This window comes from Streptomyces sp. ISL-36, from assembly GCF_018614205.1.
Taxonomy (GTDB): Bacteria; Actinomycetota; Actinomycetes; order Streptomycetales; family Streptomycetaceae; genus Streptomyces.
Window position 1 is genome coordinate 43802 of record NZ_JAGGOS010000030.1, and the last position, 21380, is coordinate 65181.

Consider the following 21380-nt stretch of genomic DNA (forward strand, 5'->3'; position numbering starts at 1 on the left):
CGCCCCGAAGGGCGACGCCATCCGGGGCGGCGCCCAGCGGAAGATGGTCAAGACGTGGTTACGATCCTCGGTTGCCCCGAAGGGCGACCGCCACCGTCGACCTTCTTCGGTGACTCGCGGGACTCCTTGCCGTTACGATCCTCCGCCGCCCCAAAAGCGACCGCCGTTTACCGCCGCCGACCCGATCGACACGCTGCTGAAGGCGCGATCCTCGGCTGCCCGGAAGGGCGACTGCCTCGGGCGTCCTGCTCGTCTTCGTCGAGGCGGGAGCGGAGGTTGCGATCCTCGGTCGCCCCGAAGGGTGGCCGCCATCCGAACCCCCGAGCGTGGATGCCGGCGAGGTAGAGGTTGCGATCCCCGGTCGCCCCGAAGGGTGACCGCCATAAAGGCCCGGATAACCGGCAGTACGTCGCTGAATGGTTGCGATCCTCGGCCACCCCGATGGGCGACCGCCATCATGCACCAACCCGCATATCGGCCGCTGGAGCTGCCTTGCGATCCTTGGCCACCCCGAAGGGCGACCGTCATGGGGGGTTCTTCACGTTTACCCCGGCCCCCGCCCGGTTGTGATCCCTCGGTCGCCCCGAAGGACGACCCCCATGGGAGCATCCCGGACTCGACGTCCCAGAAGTAGCCGACGTTGCGATTCTCGGCCGCCCCGAAGGGCGACCGCCATTGCCAACGATCCCGCCGGGCCGACCGTCGTTGTCGATGTTGCGATCCTCGGCCGCCCAGAAGAGCGACCGCCAGTTGCCCGGTCCGTCGTCGCCACCGCCGACGTGTGGTTGCGATCCTCGGTCGCCCCGAAGGGCGACCGCCATGCGGCACTTGTCGGCGACTGCGAGCTTGTAGACGCCGTTGCGATCCTCGACCCGCCCCGAAAGGTGACCGCCATTCGAGGGTCGCCTGCGGGGTTATGCCGTCGAAGCTGGCAGTCAGCATGCCGCCGACCCCGCACGAGTTCCGATCCTCGGCCGCTCCAAAGAACGACCGCCGTCAGCCTGCTGGCCGGGATCTACGGTACGCCCAGCAGGCGCGGTCTTCGGCCGGCCCCGAAGGACGACCGCCATTGCGCTGGTTCGCCGGCCTCGTCACGTGGCTGATGTTGCGATCCTCGGCTACCCCGAAGGGTGGCCGCTATGTAGACGTCGACGCTGACCAGGGCCCGGTCGAGGCGGTTGCGATCCTCGGCCGCCTCCAAGGGCAACCGCCATGCGATCGCCTCGGTGCTGGCGGCCCTGTCCGTGGTGTTGCGATCCTCCGCCGCCTCGAGGGGCGACCGTCACCTTGACCTGCTTGACGGCCGGTCCGTCCTTGCAGGAGTTGCCATCCTCGGCCGCCCTAAGGGACGACCGCCATGCGTCGTCGGCGGCCCACTTGCCATACGGCCAGTTGTTGCGATCCTCGGTCGCCCCGAAGGGCGACCTCCATGTCCTGCGCCGACTGGTGCACATCGACCTGGTCGACGTGTTGCGATCCTCGGTTGCCCTGAAAGGCGACCGCCATGGCGACCTCGACGCGGTCGACCACGTCGAAGCTGATGTTGCGATCCTCGGCCACACCGAAGAGCGACCGCCATTTTGGCGAGCCAGATGGTGTTGCCGGTGCGGTCTCGGCCGTTGTGATCCTTGGTCGCCCCGAGGGGCGACCACCATTCCCGCCGCGCGGCGGACCCCAGCGTCAGCGCGTCGTTGCGATCCTCGGCCGCCCAGAAGGGCGACCGGTATTGGAGAGCGCGCGGCCGACTCGGGCGATGTATTCGATGTTGCGAGCCTCGGCCGTTCCGAAGGGCGACCGCCATCTGATCGGCTCAGCCTTGAGCGCGGACTGGTTGGCGTAGTTGCGATCTTCGGCCGTTCCGAAGGGCGACCGCCGTTCAGCTTCTGCTGAGCAAGAAGGGCGTCTTCATCGAGTTGCGATTCTCGGCCGTCCTGAAGGGTGACCGCCATGCTATTCGCGTCATACGACCGCGTCTTGTCTTCCTGGAGTTGCGATCCTTGGCCGCCCTGAAGGGTGACCGCCATCCTGCGCGACGAGATCACGGCCCTGGAGGAGCAGCTGTTGCGATCCTCGGCCGCCTCAAAGGGCAACCGCCATTTGAGACGGGCATTGCCGCCGAGCGGGATCCGCTCGTTGCTATCTTCGGTCGCCCTGAAGGGCGACCGCCATATCGAGCCGGCCACCGGATCACCTCCCGGACATGCGTTGCGATTTTCGGCCGCCCGAGGGACGACCGCCATCCGCGCTACGGACCTCACGATGCCGCAGACGGTTAAGTTGCGATCCTCGGTCGTTCCGAAGGACTACCGCCGCATCATGTCCTCGTCCATCACGTTGCAGTGCCCGGTGTCTCAGTCGCCCCAAAGGGCGACCGCCATTGCACACCTGATGAGGACGCCCCTCGGCGCCTCCACCCGGTTGCGATCCTCGGCCGCCTCAAAGGACGACCGCCATCGGGCGACGATGACGCACGAGGTCTGCGGCGCGTCGTTGCGATCCTCGGTCGCCCCGAAGGGCGACCGCCATCACTCGGATCGGCCCAGACGACCACGGAGGAACCCCGTGTTGCGATCCTCGGCCGCCCCGAAGGACGACCGCCATTCGGTGCCGAAGTACCGGACCGACACCCGGAAGGGGTTGCGATTCTCGGTCGCCTCGAAGGACGACCGCCATCCGGTGCGATCGTGGCATACCCGACCCGACAGGGGTTGCGATCCTCGGCCACCTGGAAGGGCAACCGCCATCCCGGACCCGGCCGAGGAGGAGTACCTCGCCCTGTACGAGGTGCGATTCTCGACCGCCCCGAAGGGCGACCGCCATCGTTGGTTTCGTTGCCGTCGATGAGGACCATGCAGTGGTTGCGATCCTCGGTCGCCCCGAGGGGTGACCGCCATGTGGAAGCCCAGACGGTAACGCGTCCGAGGCGATGGCGTTGCGATTCTCGGCCGCCCCGAAGGGCGACCGCCATGGGGTTGGTCAGGTGCCAGGTCGGTGTGCCGTCGGAGTTGCGATTCTCGGCTGTCCTGCGGACGACCGCCATGCTCGCCCAGGCGCCCTCCATCATCGAGATGCGCGAGTTGGCATCCTCGGCCGTCCCGTCCCGAAAGGCGACCGCCATGCCTTGATCTCCTGCGCCTGGCCAGAGACCTTCTTGTTGCGATCCTCGGCCTCCCCAAGGGACGACCGCCATCTGGGGCGGCACCGTGGAGGAGACTGCCTACGCGGTGTTGCGATCCTCGACCACCCCGAAGGACGACCGCCATCAGCACCGAGGAGGACGACATAACCTCCGAGGAGCGGTTGCGCCCCTCGGTCGCCCCGAAGGGCGACCGCCATGACCTCGAAGAGGCCGCCGTCCTCGACCTCGGCGTAGTTGCGATCCTCGGCCTCGAAGGGCGACCGCCATTCTCCAGCTCCTTGAGCTGCGTACGTACGGTCTCCCAGTTGCGATCCTCGGTCGCCCCGAAGGGCAACCGTCATGCTGCGCCTCGATCGCCTTGTCGGCGACCGATCGGTTGTTGCGATCCTCTGCCACCCCGAAGGGCGACCGCCATCCTGTGGGGGCCTCGGCTGTGTCAGTGGGCCATCTTAGGGTGCCGGTTCCAGGGAAGTCGGTGGTTCGGCGGTCAGGGGGACAGGTGTCAGAGCGTGGGTTGTTCGCCCATAGTCGTAGTCCGCGGTCGGGGTGCAGGCATCGGCTGGAGGATCATCTGCGTGGCTCGGCTGCTTTGGCCAGGGCTTTCGCCGAGAGTTTCGGTGCTGGGGATGTGGCCGAGTACCTGGCGTTGGTGCATGACGTCGGGAAGGGGTGTGGTGCCTGGCAGGATCGCTTGATTTTTCATGCCGAGCCGACGGGTAAGCCGGTGGGGATTCCTCATAAGGAAGCGGGCACGGTGCTTGCCGCGCGGACGGTGGGGCGTCAGCTCGCTGCTGTGGTGCAGGGGCATCACGGAGGGCTTCCGGATCAGAACCAGATCAAGGATGTTCTGGCCGAGCTCCGGGGGACCGGTGTGGATGCGGAGCGTGCTCGGGAGGCGACGGAGGCTGTGGCCCGGGTGGTGCCGGAGATTCTTCGGGAAGGCCGCATTCCGCCGCCGGCCTGGCTTGCGGGGCTCGGATCGCCGCAGAGGCAGGCACTGGCGGTGGATGTGTTCACACGCATGGTGTTCAGCTGTGTGGTCGATGCGGATTATCTCGATACCGAGGCTCACTTCGCCGGCGGGGAGCCTCGTGTTGCCGCGCGTGCGGATATGGGGGTGCTGCTGAAGCGTTTCGAGGAGCGCAGGCTGCGGCTGCTTGCCCGGCGTGCGGCTTCGCCGGTGGATGAGCTGCGTGAGCGGGTGTACGCGCAGGCGCTGGCGGCGGCCGCGGGTGCGCCGGGCATGTATGTGCTGCATGTGCCGACGGGTGGGGCAAAGACGATTGCGGCGGGTGGGTTCGCGCTGCGGCATGCGGTTGAGCATGGTCTGGGCCGGGTAGTGTTCGCTGTTCCGTACATCAGCATTACGCAGCAGAACGCCGAGGTGTACCGGGAACTTCTCGACCCCGCCCCGGACAGCGGCGAGCGGCCTGTGGTGCTGGAGCACCACAGTTCGGTGGAGCTGGACGAGGAGGGGGCGGGGGCCTGGGCGCGTATGGCGGCGGAGAACTGGGACGCGCCTGTTGTGGTCACGACGACAGTGCAGCTGTTTCAGTCGTTGTTCGCGCGTAAGCCTTCCGTGATGCGCAAGCTGCATCGGTTGGCCGGCTCGGTGATCGTGTTGGACGAGGTGCAGGCTCTTCCTGACCGGTTGCTGATCCCGATCCTGAGTGTGCTGCGCGACCTGGTGGAGCATTTCGGGGCTTCGGTGGTGCTGACGTCTGCGACCCAGCCTTCTTTCTGGTCTCTCGCGCAGCTGCCGCGGTACGGCGTGATCGAGGATGTGTCCGGGCTGTTCGAAGAGCTGCGGCGGGTGGACTACGACTGGCGTCTGGGGCCTGAGGTCACGTGGGAGTCAATCGCACAGGACATCGCCTCCGAAGGCGGCGAGCAGGTCTTGACGATCGTGAACACCACACGGGACTCGGCGCGACTGCACCGCCTCTTGAACAGTGCGGAGGGCGAGGCGCGGGTGACGGCGCCGGTGTGGCACTTGTCGACGAGGATGACGGCCGAGCACCGGCGCGAAGTGATCAGGCACGTGCGCGGCGAGCTTGCGGCCAACCGTCCTGTGCATGTGGTGTCCACGTCGCTGATCGAGGCGGGTGTGGACGTGGACTTCCCGCGGGTGTACCGGGCATGGGCGCCGGCCGAGGCGCTGCAGCAGGCGGCGGGCCGCTGCAACAGGGACGGCCGACTGGACAGGGGGACGGTGGTGGTGTTCCGGCCGGTCGACGGCGGCGTGCCGAAGGACTTGTCGTACAGGGCGGCCCTGGAGGCAACGGGGGAGTTCTTCGGCCCCGGTGACGCTTCGGCTCCGGACGATCTGGAGGCCCTGGAGTGCTACTACGAGAAGCGCTGGGCGCTGCAGGGCACTGACGGCCGGTCGATGGGCGAGAGCATTCAGGAGCTGCGCCGGCTCTGGGACTTTCCCGCCGTCGCGGAGGCGTTCCAGATGATCGACAGCAGGTATGCGCAGTCCGTTGTCGTGATCCGTGCGGAGAAGACCGACGAGGAGCGCGATGCCATCGAGTCGGACATCGCCCTCCTGCGCTCTTCCTACCCGGCAGGTCCGGAGCCGTTGCGCCGCTTGCAGCCGCATATGGCGACCTTGCCGCGGCATGAGGTCGCCGAGGGACTGCGGGTGGGTCTGGCGGAGCCGGTGATCGGTGACCTTGTCGTGTGGCGGGGGCATTACGACCCGGTGCGCGGTCTGGATGCGGATGATCCTGAGGACCGGGGCGGCTACGTCCTTTGACGCCGGGGCCGGCATGGTTCCGGGGCGGTTGGTGAGGCGCCGGGACGTCTGTGAGCAGCGGTTTTTCCGGTTCCGGGGTGCATTGTCAGTGCCTCCGCCTACAGTGCGGAATCGCTAGGGGGCAGAGGGTGACCTGATGCCCCGTTGGTTCTGCATGCCCTCGTCGGGCCCGTCTCCGGACGGGACCGACGAGGGCGGCTGTCAGGAGTGGGGTGCGAGGCGATGAGGACGACGGTGTCCTCCAGCAGGATGCGACGGGGGAACGAGGGGTGGGTCTATCCCGATCTGGTGGTGGAGGTGTGGGGCGAGGCGGCGTGCTTCACCCGTCCGGAGCTGAAGACGGAGCGGGTCAGCTACCAGGTGATGACGCCGTCGGCGGCCCGCGGAGTGCTGGAAGCGATTTTCTGGCGCCCGCAGTTCCGCTACGTGGTGCGGAAGATCGAGGTGTTGCGGCCGGTGACCTGGCTGCGGGTGCGCCGCAACGAGGTGAAGTCGGTGATCACCGCCCAGGAGGTGAAGAAGCTCCAGACGGACCGGCATCACCGCTATGACGTGGAGGGGGACCGGGACCAGCGCAGCACGCTGGCGTTGCGGGACGTCAGGTACCGGATTCACGCGCAGATCGTGGTGAGTCCTGAGGCTCTGGCCGGTTCGGAGAAGTATCCGCCGGTGTCGGAGGAGAAGTACCGCGAGCAGCTGCGCCGCAGGGTGGAGCGCGGTGCGTGTTTCTCGCAGCCGTTCCTGGGGTGCCGGGAGTTCACCGCCTCGTTCGGGAAGGCCGATCCGCGGCAGCAGCGGGTGCCTTTCGACGAGGAGCTCGGGGTGATGCTGCACTCGATCGAGTACGGGCCGCAGGGGGAGCGTTACCGGTGGTTCCGTGCGTCGGTGGTTGACGGTGTGCTGGAGGTGCCGGAAGAGCCGCTGCCGGATGAGGCGGTCGCCATGCCGCTGACGGCCTGGCGTGCTGATGCGGCGGAGGGCTGATCGGTGCTGCTGCAGCGTTTGGTCGAGTACGGCGACCGGATCGCCGATGAGCTGCCCGCCGAGTTCTACCGCGAGAAGCAGATCCACTGGGTGCTGGACATCGCCGCGGACGGTTCGGGCATGAAGCTCCGCAGCCACAAGGTGTCGGGCCGGCAGCGGGACCAAGTGGTGAGTATGCCGGTCCCCTACGTGCAGCGGTCCGGCACGAAGGTCCCTCCCTACCTTCTGGTGGACACGGCCGAGTTCGTGCTCGGTGTGCCGAAGAAGGCCAAGGACGGCAGTGTCACGGAGAAGGACCGGGACGAGGCGTGGCGGCGGCATGACGCCTACCGCGACTTCGTACGGCGCTGGGCGTCATCGGCCGGCGAGCCGGAGGCGAAGGCGGCAGAGGTGTTCTTCTCGGCTGGCCGGGCCGAGCTGGCGCTGCCCGATGAGGTCGAGGCCAAGGACACGGTCGCGGTCATGGTCGGTACCCGTTGGCTGCACGAGCTGGACTCGGTGAAGCAGCTGTGGGCCGAGGAGGTACGGGCGCGTAAGGGCGGTGCCGCAGAGCGCACAGGACTGTGCCTGGTGTGCGGGGAGCACCAGGCCCTGCTGGCCACGATCCCCGAACCGGTGAAGAAGGGCGCCGTCCCGACAGCGGGCGGCAGCAACGAAGGCCAGCTCATCAGCATCAACGCCCCCGCCCATGGACGCGAGGCAATGACGCAGCTGGTGAACACACCGGTCTGTCACCGGTGCGGCGGCCGAGCCATGGCGGTCCTGAACCACTTGGTGGCCTCTGAGCGTCACCGGCGCCGTTTCCGGGACGACGGAGTACTGCTGTGGTGGACCAGGAAGCCCGATCCGGATTCCGTCCTGGCCATGTTCTTCGACGACCAGCCGGAAGCGTCCGACATCGAGCACCTCATCGACTCGATGAACAAAACCCCGAGCCCAGCGGCCGCGCAGCGGACCGACGCGGATGCTTTCTACAGCCTGTCCCTCGGGTTGAACAACGCCCGCCTGGTCGTCCGGGACTGGATCGAGGTCCCCGTGGCCGAGGCGAAGAAGAACCTGGCCGCCTGGTATGCCGACCACGGCGTCTGGGACGGATGGACAAGGCGCACCCGCTATTTCCCCCTGTGGCAGATGGCGCTGTCCTGCGGCCGCTGGCAAGGCGAGCGCTACGCACCCGACAGCGCCCCCCACGGCCTGGAGGCCGAACTGCTCCACAGCGCCCTGCACCATCTGAGCCCACCCGCCCGCGCCCTGCCGCTCCTCCTGCAGCGCATCCACGCCGACCGGCGCGTCGACGCTCCGCGTCTGGCGCTGCTGAAGCTGCTCCTAACCCGTTCCTCCAACCCCCAGGACCGTCCGATGCCCCAGCTCGACAAGGACAGCGACGACCCCGCCTACCTGTGCGGCCGGCTCTTCGCCGTCCTCGAATCCGTACAGGAAGCCGCCCTCCCCGACATCAACACCACGCTGCGCGACAAGTACTTCAGCGCCGCCGTCGCCGCCCCCGGCATCACCCTGCGCCGGCTGTTCACCGATTCGGGAGCGCACTTCAAACGGCTGCGCCGAGACAGGCCGGCCGCGCACAAGGCGCTGGAGAAGCGGCTCTTCGAGATCTACAGCAAGGTCAGCGACGACCTGCCCGGACATCTCACCGACGTCCAGCAGGGCCGCTTCATCATCGGCTACGCCCACCAGCGCCACGACGACATCCTCCAGAGGCAGGCCGCCAAGGAACGCAAACAGGCCGCCATCCCCGCACAGCAGGACGCGCCCGCCCACGAACCCGCAGCCGTCTGAGAACCCGCACGCCACCTCCGACCGTACTCAATCCATTCGAGGAGTTACTCCGACCATGACCGCTGCCCACCTGGACCCCGCGCGTAAGCACGACTTCATCTTCCTCATCGAAGCCGTCGACTCCAACGCCAACGGCGACCCCGACAACGGCGGCCTGCCCCGCACCGACCCCGTCAGCGGACACGGCCTGATCACCGACGTCGCCATCAAGCGGAAGATCCGCAACACCGTCGCCCTCATCAACACCCTCGAACCCCGAGAAGGCCGAGAGATCTACGTCGAGGCCGGCACCGCCCTCAACACCCAGCACGAACGCGCCTACACCACCGGCTCCGCACACGACCAGAAGTCCGCGCAGGAATGGATGTGCCGCAACTTCTTCGACGTGCGCATGTTCGGAGCCGTCATGACCACCGGCAAGCGCGACAAGCAGGCCGGCCGCGTCCAGGGCCCCGTCCAGATCGGGTTCTCCCGCTCCATCGACCGCATCACCCCCCTCGACATCGGCATCACCCGCGTCACCCCCACCAAGGAAGAAGACCTCAAGGCGTGGCTCGAACGCGGCGAGAACACCGACGGCAAGAACAAGGGCAAGGAGACCGAGATGGGCTCCAAGCACGTCGTGCCCTACGCCCTGTACCGGGGCACCGGACACTTCAGCGCCCCCCTCGCCAAGCGGACCGGAGTCACCACCGACGACCTCGCCCTGTTCTGGCGCGCCTTCGAGATCATGCTCGAACACGACCGCGCCGCCGCTCGCGCCAACCTCGCCCTGCGAGGTCTGTACGTCTTCACCCACGACGACGCCTTCGGCCGCGCCCCCGCCCACGAACTGTTCGAACGGATCACCGTCAAAGCCCGCAACGACGTCAACGCACGCAGCTTCTCCGACTACGGCACCGTCGAAATCCGTGACACCGACCTCCCGCCCGGCGTCACCCTGACCGCCCTCGCCCCACGCCCCCTGGGATGACACCACCCGACCCCGCACATGACGGAGAGGGAGACCTCCTGCAGATCTCCCTCTCCGCCTTGAAGCACTACGCCTACTGCCCCCGCCAATGCGGCCTCATCCTCCTGGAAGACACCTTCACCGATGATGCCGCCACCATCTGCGGCACCCACCTGCACCAACGTGTCGAGACCACTCTGGGGGACCTGCTCACCGCGTGCGGGACTTACGTGGCGGTCTTCTTCTACAGCGACCGAGGATCGCAACACCGCCATCGAGCTCAAGACGAGCACGATGACATTTGTGGCGGTCGTTTTCTATGGCGACCGAGGATCGCAACATCGCTGGAACCGGAATCCCCCGGCGCCAGGTCGAGGTGGCGGTTGTCTTCTACGGCGACCGAGGATCGCAACTACGTGCCGGACGGAGAGATCTCCGAGCGAGGCGGGCGGCGGTCGTCTTCGGGAGGTGATGGATCGCACGTTTCGAATGTGCACACCCGCGACGGCTATTGCAGTACGGTGTCCCTCCGTTCGTACGCCCCAAGGAGTTAACTGCCTTGAGTCTTCCGGACTTTGCTGCCGAGGTTCTCAACGGAACAGCCATCACGCTGGCGTCCGGAGCCGTCGCCTATGGGGTGGCGAAGATCGTCGTGCCAGTACGCTCGATCATGAGTCGTGCAACGGCTGCCGAGCAGGACGCCGTCATCGCCGTGCTCGACGACCAGAACGCCACGCCGGAGGAACTCGCGACCCGCGTGAGGCCGGTGCTTGAGGCGCACCTGGCTGCTTACCCGGGCGCCGTCAGTGAATTCAAGGCTCTGACCATCACCGGGCCCACTACCTACACCCAGACCAACAGCGGCAACGGCGTCTTCCTCAACGGCGACAATCACGGCGGCCTCATGATCAACCACAACGGATCCGCCGCGTGACCGAGCAGTCCCCCAAGGGGCCGAAGAAGACCGTCAACCAGACGAACACCGGGCCCGGCACCTTTGTGAACGGGAACGTCTTTGGCAACATCTTGAATATCTTCGCCACGTCCCACCGGCGGCGCCCCTCAGCGCCAGCGCCGGGTGACAGGGACCTCATCCCGGATGACGACTACGACGACGTCGGCTTCTGGCTGCTGGTCTCCGCCTTCCTAGTCGCCGGCTTCGCCGTGGGGTGCGTTCGCGTCGTGATTCAGGGCGAGCGCATCGGCGGTGACCGCGGTGGCGAATGGTGGGAGCGAGCCGCAGAGGGCTGCCTCGTCGTGGCCCTGCTCCTCGCGGCGGTCGCAGCGTGTCTGGCGCGGGCCGCGCAGGGGCTCGAGCTGTGGGCCGGTCAATGCGCCGACCTCGCGGTGGAGACCCGTGCTCGCGTGTTTGCATACCCCCCCGCAGGGATGGCCCGGCTCCTGGCATCGGCGTGCTCCGCGACGGCATCCATCGCCGCCTTCGTCGCCGTGTTCTTCGGTTGGAGTACGTTCGGTGCCATCATCCAGGAACGGGCCCACATCGCCCGCGACAACGCGGCCGTGAACGCCGCTCGGGCGCGGGCGGCAGCACGGGGGAGCGCGTAGCGTCGGAGGCAGTCGTCCCCGCCTCTCGCGGTCTCCCGTACGCATCCCAGCAGGGTGGCGACCCGCCGGGCTTCCTCGGACTCCCCCGACTCAGCGTGGCCGCTTCATAAAAGTTGAACCCGAGTCCAAGATCTGGATCCGGATGTCCTTGAGGGTGTACTCCCCGCCATCGGTGAAGGCTCTGCTGTCTCTTTATTTCGCGCACTTGCTGTCGTCAGTGGGCGTCAGTTGTCGAATGGCCCTGGCTGACGATCGGGTTTGAGCACAGGGGCTCATGCGAGGTGAGGAACGGGAGAATGGGTGCATGCTGTCCCGGGCCCGGGGTCTGACTCATGACATTTCTGACCGAGGTGTCCTGGTGTCACAGTGTCGGCCCTTGGCCAGGGATGGTGCGTTGGCGGTACCGGGCCGGCGGGGTGTGTCCCGATAGGGGCCTGCCGATTGTTGTGGCGTCCTCACGATTCTGACCGCCCGACGCGGCTTGGTGCCGGCAACACGACAGCCATCGGACCGGAAGGGAAACGGGCATGTCTAGTACGTCGCCTGCTCCGAAGACCCGCCGTCGTCTCCCTGCGGGGGAGGCGGTGCTGGGAGTGGACACGCACCGCGATACGCATCCGGTCTTCACCAGGCGCAGGACCTCCAGGTAGTCGGCCTGCGGGAACAAGCACATCGCCAGCACGAAGTAGACCGTGAACCGGGCGGACAGCAGACGCCGACGTTTCTCCGAGCGGCCGGCGTCACCGACCACCCGGTCCACCAGCTCGGGCGGGCACGACCGGGTCAGGACTCCCAGCCCCAACCGCTCCAGACGGGATATCAGCACACCAGCTCAACCGGCCGACAGCCACAAAAGCAACGGCATTGCGACGGAACGCCTAGGGAGACGGACGTGCCCGAGGCGAAGGCGGAGTCCCTGAGGTCCCGTGTTACAGGCTGATCTCCAAGGTCATTGGCTGGCGGACGTCTCACATGAATCGACGATGCGAATTGCCGTTGCCTTTCCGAGATTCACAGTCGTCTGGCCGGTCGAAGTCTTGATCGTAAGGACATCGTTGGCGAGACCCACGATGGCGCCACACGTCGACGTATCGCCGACCGTGACACTCAGCTGAGGTTTCACGGCCGCCGGCCCATACCAGGTGACTGCCACGGCCACCACTAGGCAGGCGACGCATCCGAAGAAGTATCGGACGCCACGCCGCAACGCGCGCACGGACGCGACTGCCTCGGAGTGCGCCCATGCCGGCCCTGGCTCGGCGCTTCGCAGTTTCCGCATAGCTGGAACACCGTGCGCCGCCCGGAGTAGCAGGAGCGCTGCGACCGCTCCGCACGCGAGTGACACGAACAACAGGCTGCCGGCCACGGTATTCCAGGGCGACGCCACTTGGCTGATGTCCGATCTTCCCTTGATGAGGCCGAAGCCGACCACCGCAGCCAACAGGGCACCCAGCCCGTTCCGCCAAGCGGTGGCGGATGTGCGGACCGCCGGCAGTTCCTGCTCCAATGCCAGCTCTCGCTCCTGCGCCTGAATGAGGTCCGACACCTTCGCCGGCGGGCCCTGCCGCACCTGGAGACTCACGACTGGGCCTCGACGATCAGCTTCCAGTAGGCGCCGCAGCCCTTGCGATCCTGTGGCCTTCCGGGATGGGCCGCAGAGCAAAGGCAGCTCATCGGTACCTCCTCTTGGCTAGGGGACGTTGTGCTGTCGGTCCGCCAGGGCCTACGTCGAAGGAGCGTCCGGCTGGCGAGGAACATCTCGCCGGGGATGACCACCTCCATGCTGGCCCTGCACCGAGGGCAGCGCCCAACAAGGGAATAGGTGCCGTCGGCTGCTCTCGTTGCGTCGAATGTTGTGGCAGCCTGATGCCCGAACGCATGCTCGGTGATCTCTTCGTAGGGCATGCGCTCGCACGCAGACGCGGTGTCATCGTTCGTGTCGGGCTGCTCGTGCGCCATCGGTCCTCCTTGTGCGGTTGTCGCGAATCAGATGCCGAGGTGCACGAACGGAGACCATCGGCTGGGCCGGTCGGGGTTCTCTGCGCGGACGCTCACGAGTGCGCGGTGTAGGGCGCGAGCGGCGGAGCCTGGGGCGAAGCGGCCGTCCTCGGCCAGCTGCCCGTAGACCAGGTCGGCGACCTGGGCCGCGATCACATCTTCCACGGACCACAAGGTCGCGATGACACGGTGGAAGCCGGCGACATGCAGTGCTGCGGCCATGCTCACTGACTCTTCGGCTAGCGCAAGGCCACCGGTAGCGGTCTTGCATGCCGACAGGTAGGCGAAGTCTCCGTCGAAGTGCGATCGACCGAGATCAAGGACGGTAAGGCGGCCGTCGTGCAGGACTAGCGCGCCGTTTGACGGATCGATCAGGTCCTGCTCGGCGTGGCAGCCGAGGTGGACCGAGCGATGGGCGGTGAGACCGTCTCGCACCCGCTGCCTGGTCGCATTCTCGTTGTCCAGCGTCGTCACCTGATGGGGCGGAAGTCGGCTGAGGATCGAATCGGCTTCGGCCACGACATGGGGCAGAGGCCGTTCGCCGGGGGTGGCCGACAGTGACAGTACTAGGAACGTGCCCGGTTCGACGGTCGAGGGCTCGCGTGCGGCCGCTCTTCGTGCGGACAGCAGGGCGGAGATTGTCGGTGTGTACGACGAAACGGCCCAGTCCAAGACGCTCTCCGCCGAAGGTCCTGGGGCGGTACCCGCTGCGTGCAAGGGTAGGCCGACGAGCGGCCCGGTCGGGCACCACCAAAGTCGTGAGGTAGAGGCGCTGTCGATCGGGGCAAGGGCCAGGTGCCTTTTCACTGGTTGCACAACTGTCTGCCAGAGCCACTGCGAGGTGTCGATCAGTATCCGTTCCTCGTCCCGCCGCGCGTTCACCAGCTGGGCACTCAGCTCGAGGAAACGCTCTGTCGCCTCCACACCGCCGTCCATAGCGGCTTCATGTGCATCGAAGAACGCGTCGGACGCGGCCTGGGTCGCGAGCAGGCTCTCGTGGTAGCGGATCGCGGTAGACCGAGCGTCCCCATACGTCAACTCCGGCAGTGGGACGGTCCGTGGCTCGGGGTCTCGCACGACGATGGCGTCGCATCGCAACGTGCTGACATTGATGACGACGATCGGCCCACCGACCGCGGCCTCACGCAAATCGCTCGTCGACAACGTGCTGGCCGGGCCGATGTCGGCAGCATGGATTCGCTGCTCGTACGCGCGGCTGAGACGGATCCGACGGTCGGTCAGCCGGTGTAGTTCCGCACCTAGGTCCAACACCAAGTCCGTCGAGAACTGCGAAGGGGACTCGGTCACATTCACCGCCAGCTATCGATGACATGTCGTCCCATCATCGCAGCAGACGCCGTTCGAACCTGTCGGACACGGTCACCTGATCGGTGGATTTTATCGGTCCGCGCTACCAATTAAGTTGGGCGGTGCGACAATCTCAGCGTTGAAGCGGAAGGCTCCATTGCACTTCTCAGGGTTCTGGCTGCCCACGGGGTATTTTGGTGACGTCCCCGAGGACTCAGGCGACGAGGTCGACGCGATCATTCGAGCGGCGCTTGCAGATCTGCACGCTGGCGTCGCCGAGGGGGATCCGCATCGCAGCGTAGCCGCACGTGACGGACTCGCGAGAGCGCTGGCCAGACTCGAATTTCCCGATCGCCGCCTCGTCTGGGTACTCTGCCATTTGGCGCAAGTCCACCTGACCTGGCCTGGAGACGCCGACCCACGTAGCTCGCTCGACCTCGCCGTCCAGTACGGTGACGCCGCAGCCGAGCAAGTACTGGACGACGTGACAGACCGCGAGTTCGTCGTGGTCACCGCGGCACACGCACGTTGGGGCCGGTACCTGCTGACCCACGACGGTGAGGACATCCTCGCTGCCGCCGAGTACCTCGAGCGAATTCCCACTGTTCCTCCAGACGACACCGTCGTCGCCGGAATTGTCGCACGCGTCCATCTCAGCCTCTACGAACATACTTCTGATGTAGGGGACCTGGATATGGCCATGGCTATCTCCCGGAGAGTTATCGGACCTGAGCGCACGATGGCCATCGGCTTCGAGGAGTTAGACCTCGTCGCAAACGTACTGGAAGGGCTGTACGCGCAGCGGCGCGAGCCGGGCCTACTCGTCGAGGCGGTCCGTCTTGGAGAGCGGGCTCTGTTGTTCGCGCATACCGCAGATGAACGCTGCATCGGCTTAGCCCATTTGGCCGACTATCGGCGTGCCCTCTACTGGCTGGGCGGCGACACAGCTGATCTTGAGCAGGCGATTCAAGCAGCGTCCGAAGCAACACAGCTCTGTCCGCGGAGTGTGCTTCGCGGTGAGGCGGCCCAATTGTCCCTTGCACTCGGCCTGCGGGCTCGCTTTGAGGCATTCGGGAAACTGAATGACCTCAACGAGGCCATTCGGCTGTTCAGATCCGTCCGCCCCACCACAGCAAAACTCTACAGTTACGAGTTGAGTGTCGCGCTGCGGCTACGATACGAGGCGATCGGAAGCTATCCGGACCTGGGTGAAGCACTCCAACTATCGGAACCTAACGCGCGTTGTGACTACGCCAGCAGCAACGAGCTGGTGCACTATGCCACACTGCTACAACTAGCGTTCGAGCACACAGGTGATGCGTCGGACCTGGCGACGTCGATCAGGATCGCGCGCCGCGCCGTCGCGAAAACACGTCACGGCCAGGTGAGCGCCGAGTTGGCCTACCACACTCTGGCGACCTGTCTGTTGAAGGCTCACCGCGCCGAGCGCGGAACGGGCTTGCTGGACGAGGCGGTCGAGTCGATCGAGGAGGCACTCACTCTGGCGGCTCCGGATGCGCCGACGACGACCACGATCCAGATCAACCGGGCGACCGCGTACCGAATGAGATGGGAAGAGCATGGATCGCCGGACGACCTGGACGTGGCCATGGGCGCGGCCACGGATGTGCTGACGAGGACAGAGGCAGATCACCCTGATCGCGCCGGCCGTCTGTGTGTGTATGCCGTGATCGCTGACGCGTTCGGGCGCGTCCTTCAAGATCCGTCGGCACGGGTGTCGGCATTGGACGCCTGGGATGAAGCCACCCGATCGATCGTCGCGCCGCCGGACACTAGGATCCGTGCCGCCGTGGCTGCGGGTCAATCGCTCGCCGATGACGGACGGTGGGAAGAGGCCAATGACCGGTTCGCGACCGCGGTATCGCTGATGCCCGAGGTTGCCTGGCACGGGCTCGACAGATCCAGCCAGGAGCATCGTCTGAGGGAAGGGGCAGACCTGCCGGCATTGGCTGCCGCGCATGCGTTGCAGGTCGACGACACTTCCGGTGCGATCACCCGCCTTGAGGTGGGCCGGTCGGTCATGTGGCAGCATCTCCTGCGCTTGAATGACCTCTCAGCCGTCAGCGGTGACCCGGAAGTCGGCGAAATCGTCGCGGAGTTGCGCCGCGCTGTTGAGGTGGAGGAGCTGTTCCGTGGATGGTTGAGCTCAGAGGGCGCTGCTGACCAAATGCCCCGCGAGCAGGTGGAGGAGCTCGCCGCCGGCCTTGGCCATCTCAAGGAGCCACGCGCAGCCGCCGTGGTACTGGGCACGCTGGCACTGCGGCTGCGAGGAAGCGATGTGTCTGCGGCCGTTGCCGCCCATCTCGACGCCATCGAGTTCGCCGAGGCCGCCGGTGATTACGTGCACCTCGGCAGGCTGCACGGCAATCTGGGCTACGCCTACCGGCAGATCGATGACGAGGAACGTGGAATTCGACACTACCGCCGGAGTGCAGAGATCCTTGAGGGCTCGGCGCCCGCCGGTGTCGTCGGCCACGCGCGCAACAACCTCGGGCTAGCTCTGGCCAGTACGGGTCGCTACGGCGAGGCCGCGGCCGAGCTGGCCGCCGCGGCTGCCCACTTTGCAGGCGTCGATCGTCGTCGCCAGGCCACCGCATTGCTCGATCTCGCAGTCACGCTGACCCACCTGGATCGGCTGGATGACGCAATGGTTGCTGTACAGCAAGCTCGCGAGTTGTTCGTAGAGCTGGGAGACCGACCAGGACCAGCTCACGCCTGGTACAACGAGAGGGGGTGATCCATAATCAAGCCGATCGCACGGAAGCGGCGATCCGGGCGCTTGAGACGAGCTGGGACCTGTACAGGCCGGAAGACCCCGAGAGGTCAGACGTAGAAGCCGCTCTTGAGACACTCCGAGCCGATTGACGGACGACGCGACACCCATTCTGTTTGCTTCCTGGGCGGGTGATCCGATTGCTCAGCGTCGCGTCTGAGCATCCGAAACGCTCAGCCGCGGGGCGGGCGGAGAAGGACGACGCTACCGGGGGCGGCCTGGTCCTGGCCGGTGGATTGCCGGAGTATGAGGACGGCTGCTGCGAGGGCCATCTGCTCCGCTCGGTGCCGGGACTCGGCCTCGGCAGCCCGGGAGTCCTTGAGAGCTTCCTTCAGGCGGACAACTTCTTTGCGGAGCCGCTTTTCGACTTCCGGCGTTTGATGCGTCTCGGCGCGCACTCGCGCGTAGAACTCCTCTTTGAGGTCGGCGTGGCGCTTGTGTAGAGCCATGCGGTGAACATCTGCTTCTGCAGCGAGGGCAACCGCGGTGAGGCTGCCGTTGGAGCGGGTGGGTTGGCCGGCCAGGAGGCGGTCCATGGCCGTGCGGATGCGGGAGCGTTCGTCATCGTGCTGCTGGTTCATGCGATGGTCTCCTCGGCGTGCTGGGCGGCGGAGTCGTGGGCGTCGGCGAGAGCGCGGAAGCGGTTGGCGGCCAGGCGAAGCCGGTCGCCCAGGGGCTGGGGCACGAGGGCTGCTTTCGCATGGAGCCGATCGGCGTGCTCTCGTGCTGCCTGTGCGTGGCTGTCGGTGCGGACTGCGTTGCCGCAGCCGAGTTGGCAGGCGAACTGGTTGGGTGTCGTCGCTCCGGGATCCGGATCGCATAGGGCCGTGTCGCGTTTGAAGGCGCAGATGAGGAACGCGTCTGGGTTGTCGAAGAGGACGAGTCAGTCGCGCGCGAGGAACTTGGCGGCGGCCTTCGGGGTGGTCAGGGCACCTTCGAAGCCGGGGATCGAGGTTGCTCCGATGAGAGCCCGCCGAGCGGCGGGACCGGAGATCTTCTCGCCGGCCGCAGTGGCGTCGCGCAGCCGTGCTGCGGTCTGCGCGGCGGCGAGCGCGGTCTCGACGTCGAGCTCGCCGTGGAACCCTCGACGAGCGCGGCTGCCGTAGCCGGTGGAGGTGCGGGCGTCCAGGGCGGTGCGCATGTGTCCGTACTGGATGGCGAGGGCGACCAGGCCGCCGGGGCGGCGGGCGATGTGCCAGGCCAGCGTTCTGCGAAGACGACTCAATCCAAGGTTGCCGTGCGGGTCCGTCGGCACCATCTCCGCGGGCAGGCCCTGGGCGGTGGCCTCCTGGTTGATCCACGACACGAGATCCTCGACGCGGCGGTCCAGGGTCCCCCGCTTCAGCGCCCCGTGGTGCTTGCGCTGGCCGACGACATCGTGGTGGGTGGTGCTGAACAAGAGCTCGCCCTTGGGCACGATGCGTTCCAGCACACGGATGGCGTTGACGACCGGGGTGATCGCGACCCAGGGGACTGCGCGCTCCTCACCAGCGGATATGTGGTGGCCGTCCGAGTCGCGGACGTTCTTGTAGTGGTGGGACCGGATCAGATGGCGCGGCATGGAGCCGTCGGGATTCGGTTGCGGGTCCGGACAGCAGCCGGACCGCAGCGACCGGGCCTCCTGGGGGCGCATCCCGGTCAGATACAAGATCACGATTGCGGCGGCCGTAGCCAGGTGCCGCACCAGGATCGGTGTTTCCTCGTAGTCCATGAACTCGCGCCAGGGGCGCCCCTCGATCCGGCCCATCACCGGCACCTGCAGCGGGCTGGGGCCAGGCCGCCGGGCGGCGACCTCTCCGAGCCCGTGCCGAGAAGCGAAATGGTGGACTTGGTTCCAGCTGGCCCCCGTGACAGCGGCGACGTAGTGGTGCGCCAGGGTGACGCCGTGCAAGCGGCTCACCGTCGCGGGCAGGAGAGCCCCGGAGTCGACCAGCGGCAGCAGGTACCCCTTGACGGCGGCCAGGCCCTCCCGGGTGCTCGGGGTGGCCTTCACACGCGCGTGCATGCGGCGGCGCTCATCCCAGGCGGCCAGGATGTCGTCGGCGAAGTCCTCGACCAGACGGATCGACCAGGTCAGCAAGGGACCGATCACGGTCGGGTCCAGCGGCTCGGTCTTGTTCTCCCCACCCGCCTTTCTGGTCTCGGCCGGCAGGTAGTCGTCGATGCCCTCGTCCTCCCAGGGAGGACGCGTCACGCCGCAGGGGCTGACCGACAGCTGGTCGAAGGCCCACAGGTCCGAGAGCCAGCGCAGAACCGTTTGGGCATGACCGCGCGTGCAGCCGCTGGTGCACTTGGCGGCGTACGCCTTCCAATGCTCCATGGTGCAGTCGCTGAGCCGGGACACGCCTTGCCGGTCGAGCCAGCGCGCGAACTTCAGCCACTGCAGGATGTTGTCGCGCATGCTGAGCACGCCGTCGCGTGTCCGGTTCTGAAAGCCCCGTTCCCGTATGTAGGTGGGGCGCAGCTCGCCGTTGATCAGCACCCAGACCAGGCGCCGGAACTCGCTGCGCAGGCCGGCAGGACACGCCCTCCAGTTGATCTTGTGGATGCTATCCCCGGGGTTGTCGATCAGCGGTCCCATCGACCAGATGTCGTCGTCATAGCGGGAGTTGGGGTGGGTGTTGCCGGCGCTGATCCACCGGTCCAGGACCACCAGGCTGTCCGGCCTCGGCAAGGGAAGGATGTAGGGATCGGCCTCGATGGTCAAAGCTGTCGTCACGGGCCGAGCTCTCCCTTGAGCAGATGGTCGGTGATCATTCGGTCGCGGTCGGTGACCCGGGTCAGAGCGGCGTCCCAGGTGCTTTCGTTGACCTTCGTCCGCAGGTCATCGAGTCGCTGGAGGTGTTCGTCCCATCGCTTGTGCCAGAGTTCCTCGGGCCAGCTGGAGCGGAGCGATATCAACTGTCGGCGCAGGAGCGCGAGGAGCGGGTGGTGACCGGTGTGGACCCGGGAGTTCTCGCAGGACAGGCAGAGCAGGAAGTCGGCGCCGCAGCCCCCGCTCGGGTCAGGCCAGGGGCTGGTGTCCTCGCCCGCGCAGTCCGCGGTCGCGGTCTCCTGGTGGGCCGCGTCGGCCGCGTCCGTGAGCCGCCCCTTGAAGGTGTAGTCGCGGGCCTGTTCGAGGGCTTCCTCGGCCCCGGCCGCGATCACGTCCACGGCCGCCCGCTGGACGTTCTCGTCGGGCAGGACGTAGACGCTCTCGTGGGTGCCACGTTTGTGCTGCAGCGGCTTGCCCGTCGTCGTGACGGTGGTCCTGCGGGCGCGTTGGAAGGGCGAGCCGATCTTGTGAGTCCTCGCCCAGACTCGCGCATCGGCCTTGGACACCCCGAAGCACAGCGGGCCGACGTTCCGGGGCCTGTCCAGATTGGAGTCCACGTCAGTACGACGCCGGTTGCGGGCCACCATCAGCAGGTCGTGGCCCGGTGACAGAGCGGCGGCCAAGGCTCGCCCGTGCTGCGTGGCCTCCAGGGCCTGGGTGATGAGCCGGCCCGGCGAGTCTGCGCCGGAGTCGGTGTAGTTCTCCGTATCGAACCATCGCCCCTCACCCGAGCGGCGCTTCTCCACCAGGACCTCGTAGGTGACCGTGACCGTCTCTCCCGCGGACGGGGTGACGACGGGCACGTGCAGACGGTCGTAGACCGACAGATTCCATCCGTAGCGGTCGGTCATCATCACGGCCAAGGCCGTCAGTTCCGGCCGGCTCAGGAACAGCCGGCCCGTCGTCTTCCCGCCGTTCTTTCCGCGCAGCAGCCGCTTGGCCCGGGTGTAGACCTTCCCCTCTTTGTCCGGGTACCCGGGCAGTTCGCCCGTGGCGGCGACGTGCTCGAGGGCCGCCCCGATCCTGCAGTCACGGCTGTCCGGGTCCAGTGCGCCCGCCCGGTAGCGGGCCAGCAGCGCGGTGTTCTCCCGGATCCGCAGCAGCGCGGCCCGGAATTGCCGCTCGGCGGCCAGCAGCACCTGGTCGCGCTCCGACGGCCGGTAGGACTGCTTGGACGGCTTGCCCTTCTTCGGAACCGGGCGGGCCAGTTCCTCGGCGGCCAGGCCCTGCGCCAGCCGCGGCTCGCGCTTTAGCCTCCCGGTTTCACTT

At 66.9% G+C, this 21380-nt stretch carries 14 protein-coding genes; 7 read left to right on the forward strand and 7 right to left on the reverse strand.

Translation table 11 applies throughout. The annotated features are described in order from the left end of the window. Window positions 1–1341 precede the first annotated feature (1341 nt). Entirely contained in the window at window positions 1342–1560 is a 219-nt protein-coding gene (locus tag J7E93_RS08255) for a hypothetical protein (RefSeq protein ID WP_215066928.1), read from the reverse strand. 2078 nt (window positions 1561–3638) lie between these two features. On the opposite strand from J7E93_RS08255, the gene J7E93_RS08260 reads away from it, so the two are divergent. From J7E93_RS08260 to J7E93_RS08285, 6 genes are all read left to right on the forward strand, one after another. After that, complete coding sequence (locus tag J7E93_RS08260) at window positions 3639–5897, forward strand: CRISPR-associated endonuclease Cas3'' (RefSeq protein WP_308368069.1); 2259 nt, start codon at window positions 3639–3641, stop codon at window positions 5895–5897. A 222-nt stretch (window positions 5898–6119) separates the two neighbouring features. Beyond that, a complete protein-coding gene (gene cas5c, locus J7E93_RS08265) occupies window positions 6120–6881 on the forward strand; it encodes a type I-C CRISPR-associated protein Cas5c (protein ID WP_215066930.1) in 762 nt (253 codons plus the stop codon). A 3-nt stretch (window positions 6882–6884) separates the two neighbouring features. After that, window positions 6885–8678 carry a type I-C CRISPR-associated protein Cas8c/Csd1 gene (cas8c, locus tag J7E93_RS08270; RefSeq protein ID WP_215066932.1) on the forward strand — a complete coding sequence of 598 codons (1794 nt, stop codon included), beginning with the start codon at window positions 6885–6887 and terminating at the stop codon, window positions 8676–8678. 55 nt (window positions 8679–8733) lie between these two features. After that, window positions 8734–9651 (forward strand): type I-C CRISPR-associated protein Cas7/Csd2, encoded by a 918-nt coding sequence (cas7c, locus tag J7E93_RS08275; protein WP_215066934.1) that lies wholly within the window; start codon window positions 8734–8736, stop codon window positions 9649–9651. Between the two features lie 538 nt (window positions 9652–10189). Next, entirely contained in the window at window positions 10190–10564 is a 375-nt protein-coding gene (locus J7E93_RS08280) for a hypothetical protein (protein WP_215066936.1), read from the forward strand. Beyond that, on the forward strand, window positions 10561–11196 hold the full coding sequence (locus J7E93_RS08285) for a hypothetical protein (protein ID WP_215066938.1): 636 nt from the start codon (window positions 10561–10563) through the stop codon (window positions 11194–11196). Before J7E93_RS08280 ends, J7E93_RS08285 begins: the two co-directional genes overlap by 4 nt. A gap of 361 nt (window positions 11197–11557) precedes the next feature. On the opposite strand, the gene J7E93_RS36880 is transcribed toward J7E93_RS08285, so the two are convergent. The 3 genes from J7E93_RS36880 to J7E93_RS08300 all read right to left on the reverse strand — a co-directional run bounded on the left by J7E93_RS36880 (window position 11558) and on the right by J7E93_RS08300 (window position 14508). Next, on the reverse strand, window positions 11558–12022 hold the full coding sequence (locus tag J7E93_RS36880) for a transposase domain-containing protein (RefSeq protein WP_308368072.1): 465 nt from the start codon (window positions 12020–12022) through the stop codon (window positions 11558–11560). Between the two features lie 123 nt (window positions 12023–12145). After that, on the reverse strand, window positions 12146–12778 hold the full coding sequence (locus tag J7E93_RS08295) for a hypothetical protein (RefSeq protein WP_215066940.1): 633 nt from the start codon (window positions 12776–12778) through the stop codon (window positions 12146–12148). Between the two features lie 404 nt (window positions 12779–13182). Beyond that, a complete protein-coding gene (locus tag J7E93_RS08300) occupies window positions 13183–14508 on the reverse strand; it encodes a CHAT domain-containing protein (RefSeq protein ID WP_215066942.1) in 1326 nt (441 codons plus the stop codon). Window positions 14509–14641: 133 nt separating this feature from the next. Here J7E93_RS08300 and J7E93_RS08305 point away from each other — a divergent pair, with 133 nt between their 5' ends. Next, window positions 14642–17260, forward strand: a complete 2619-nt coding sequence (locus J7E93_RS08305; protein WP_215066944.1) for a hypothetical protein — start codon at window positions 14642–14644, stop codon at window positions 17258–17260. A gap of 209 nt (window positions 17261–17469) precedes the next feature. Here J7E93_RS08305 and J7E93_RS08310 read toward each other — a convergent pair whose 3' ends face one another. From J7E93_RS08310 to J7E93_RS08320, 3 genes are all read right to left on the reverse strand, one after another. Then, window positions 17470–17877: a hypothetical protein gene (locus J7E93_RS08310; protein WP_215066946.1), complete on the reverse strand. Its 408-nt coding sequence runs from the start codon at window positions 17875–17877 to the stop codon at window positions 17470–17472. 302 nt (window positions 17878–18179) lie between these two features. Next, window positions 18180–20015, reverse strand: a complete 1836-nt coding sequence (locus tag J7E93_RS08315; protein WP_308368075.1) for an integrase — start codon at window positions 20013–20015, stop codon at window positions 18180–18182. Next, the coding region (locus J7E93_RS08320; protein WP_215066948.1) for a hypothetical protein at window positions 20012–21380 on the reverse strand (1369 nt) is incomplete at its 5' end. The genes J7E93_RS08315 and J7E93_RS08320, both read right to left, overlap by 4 nt.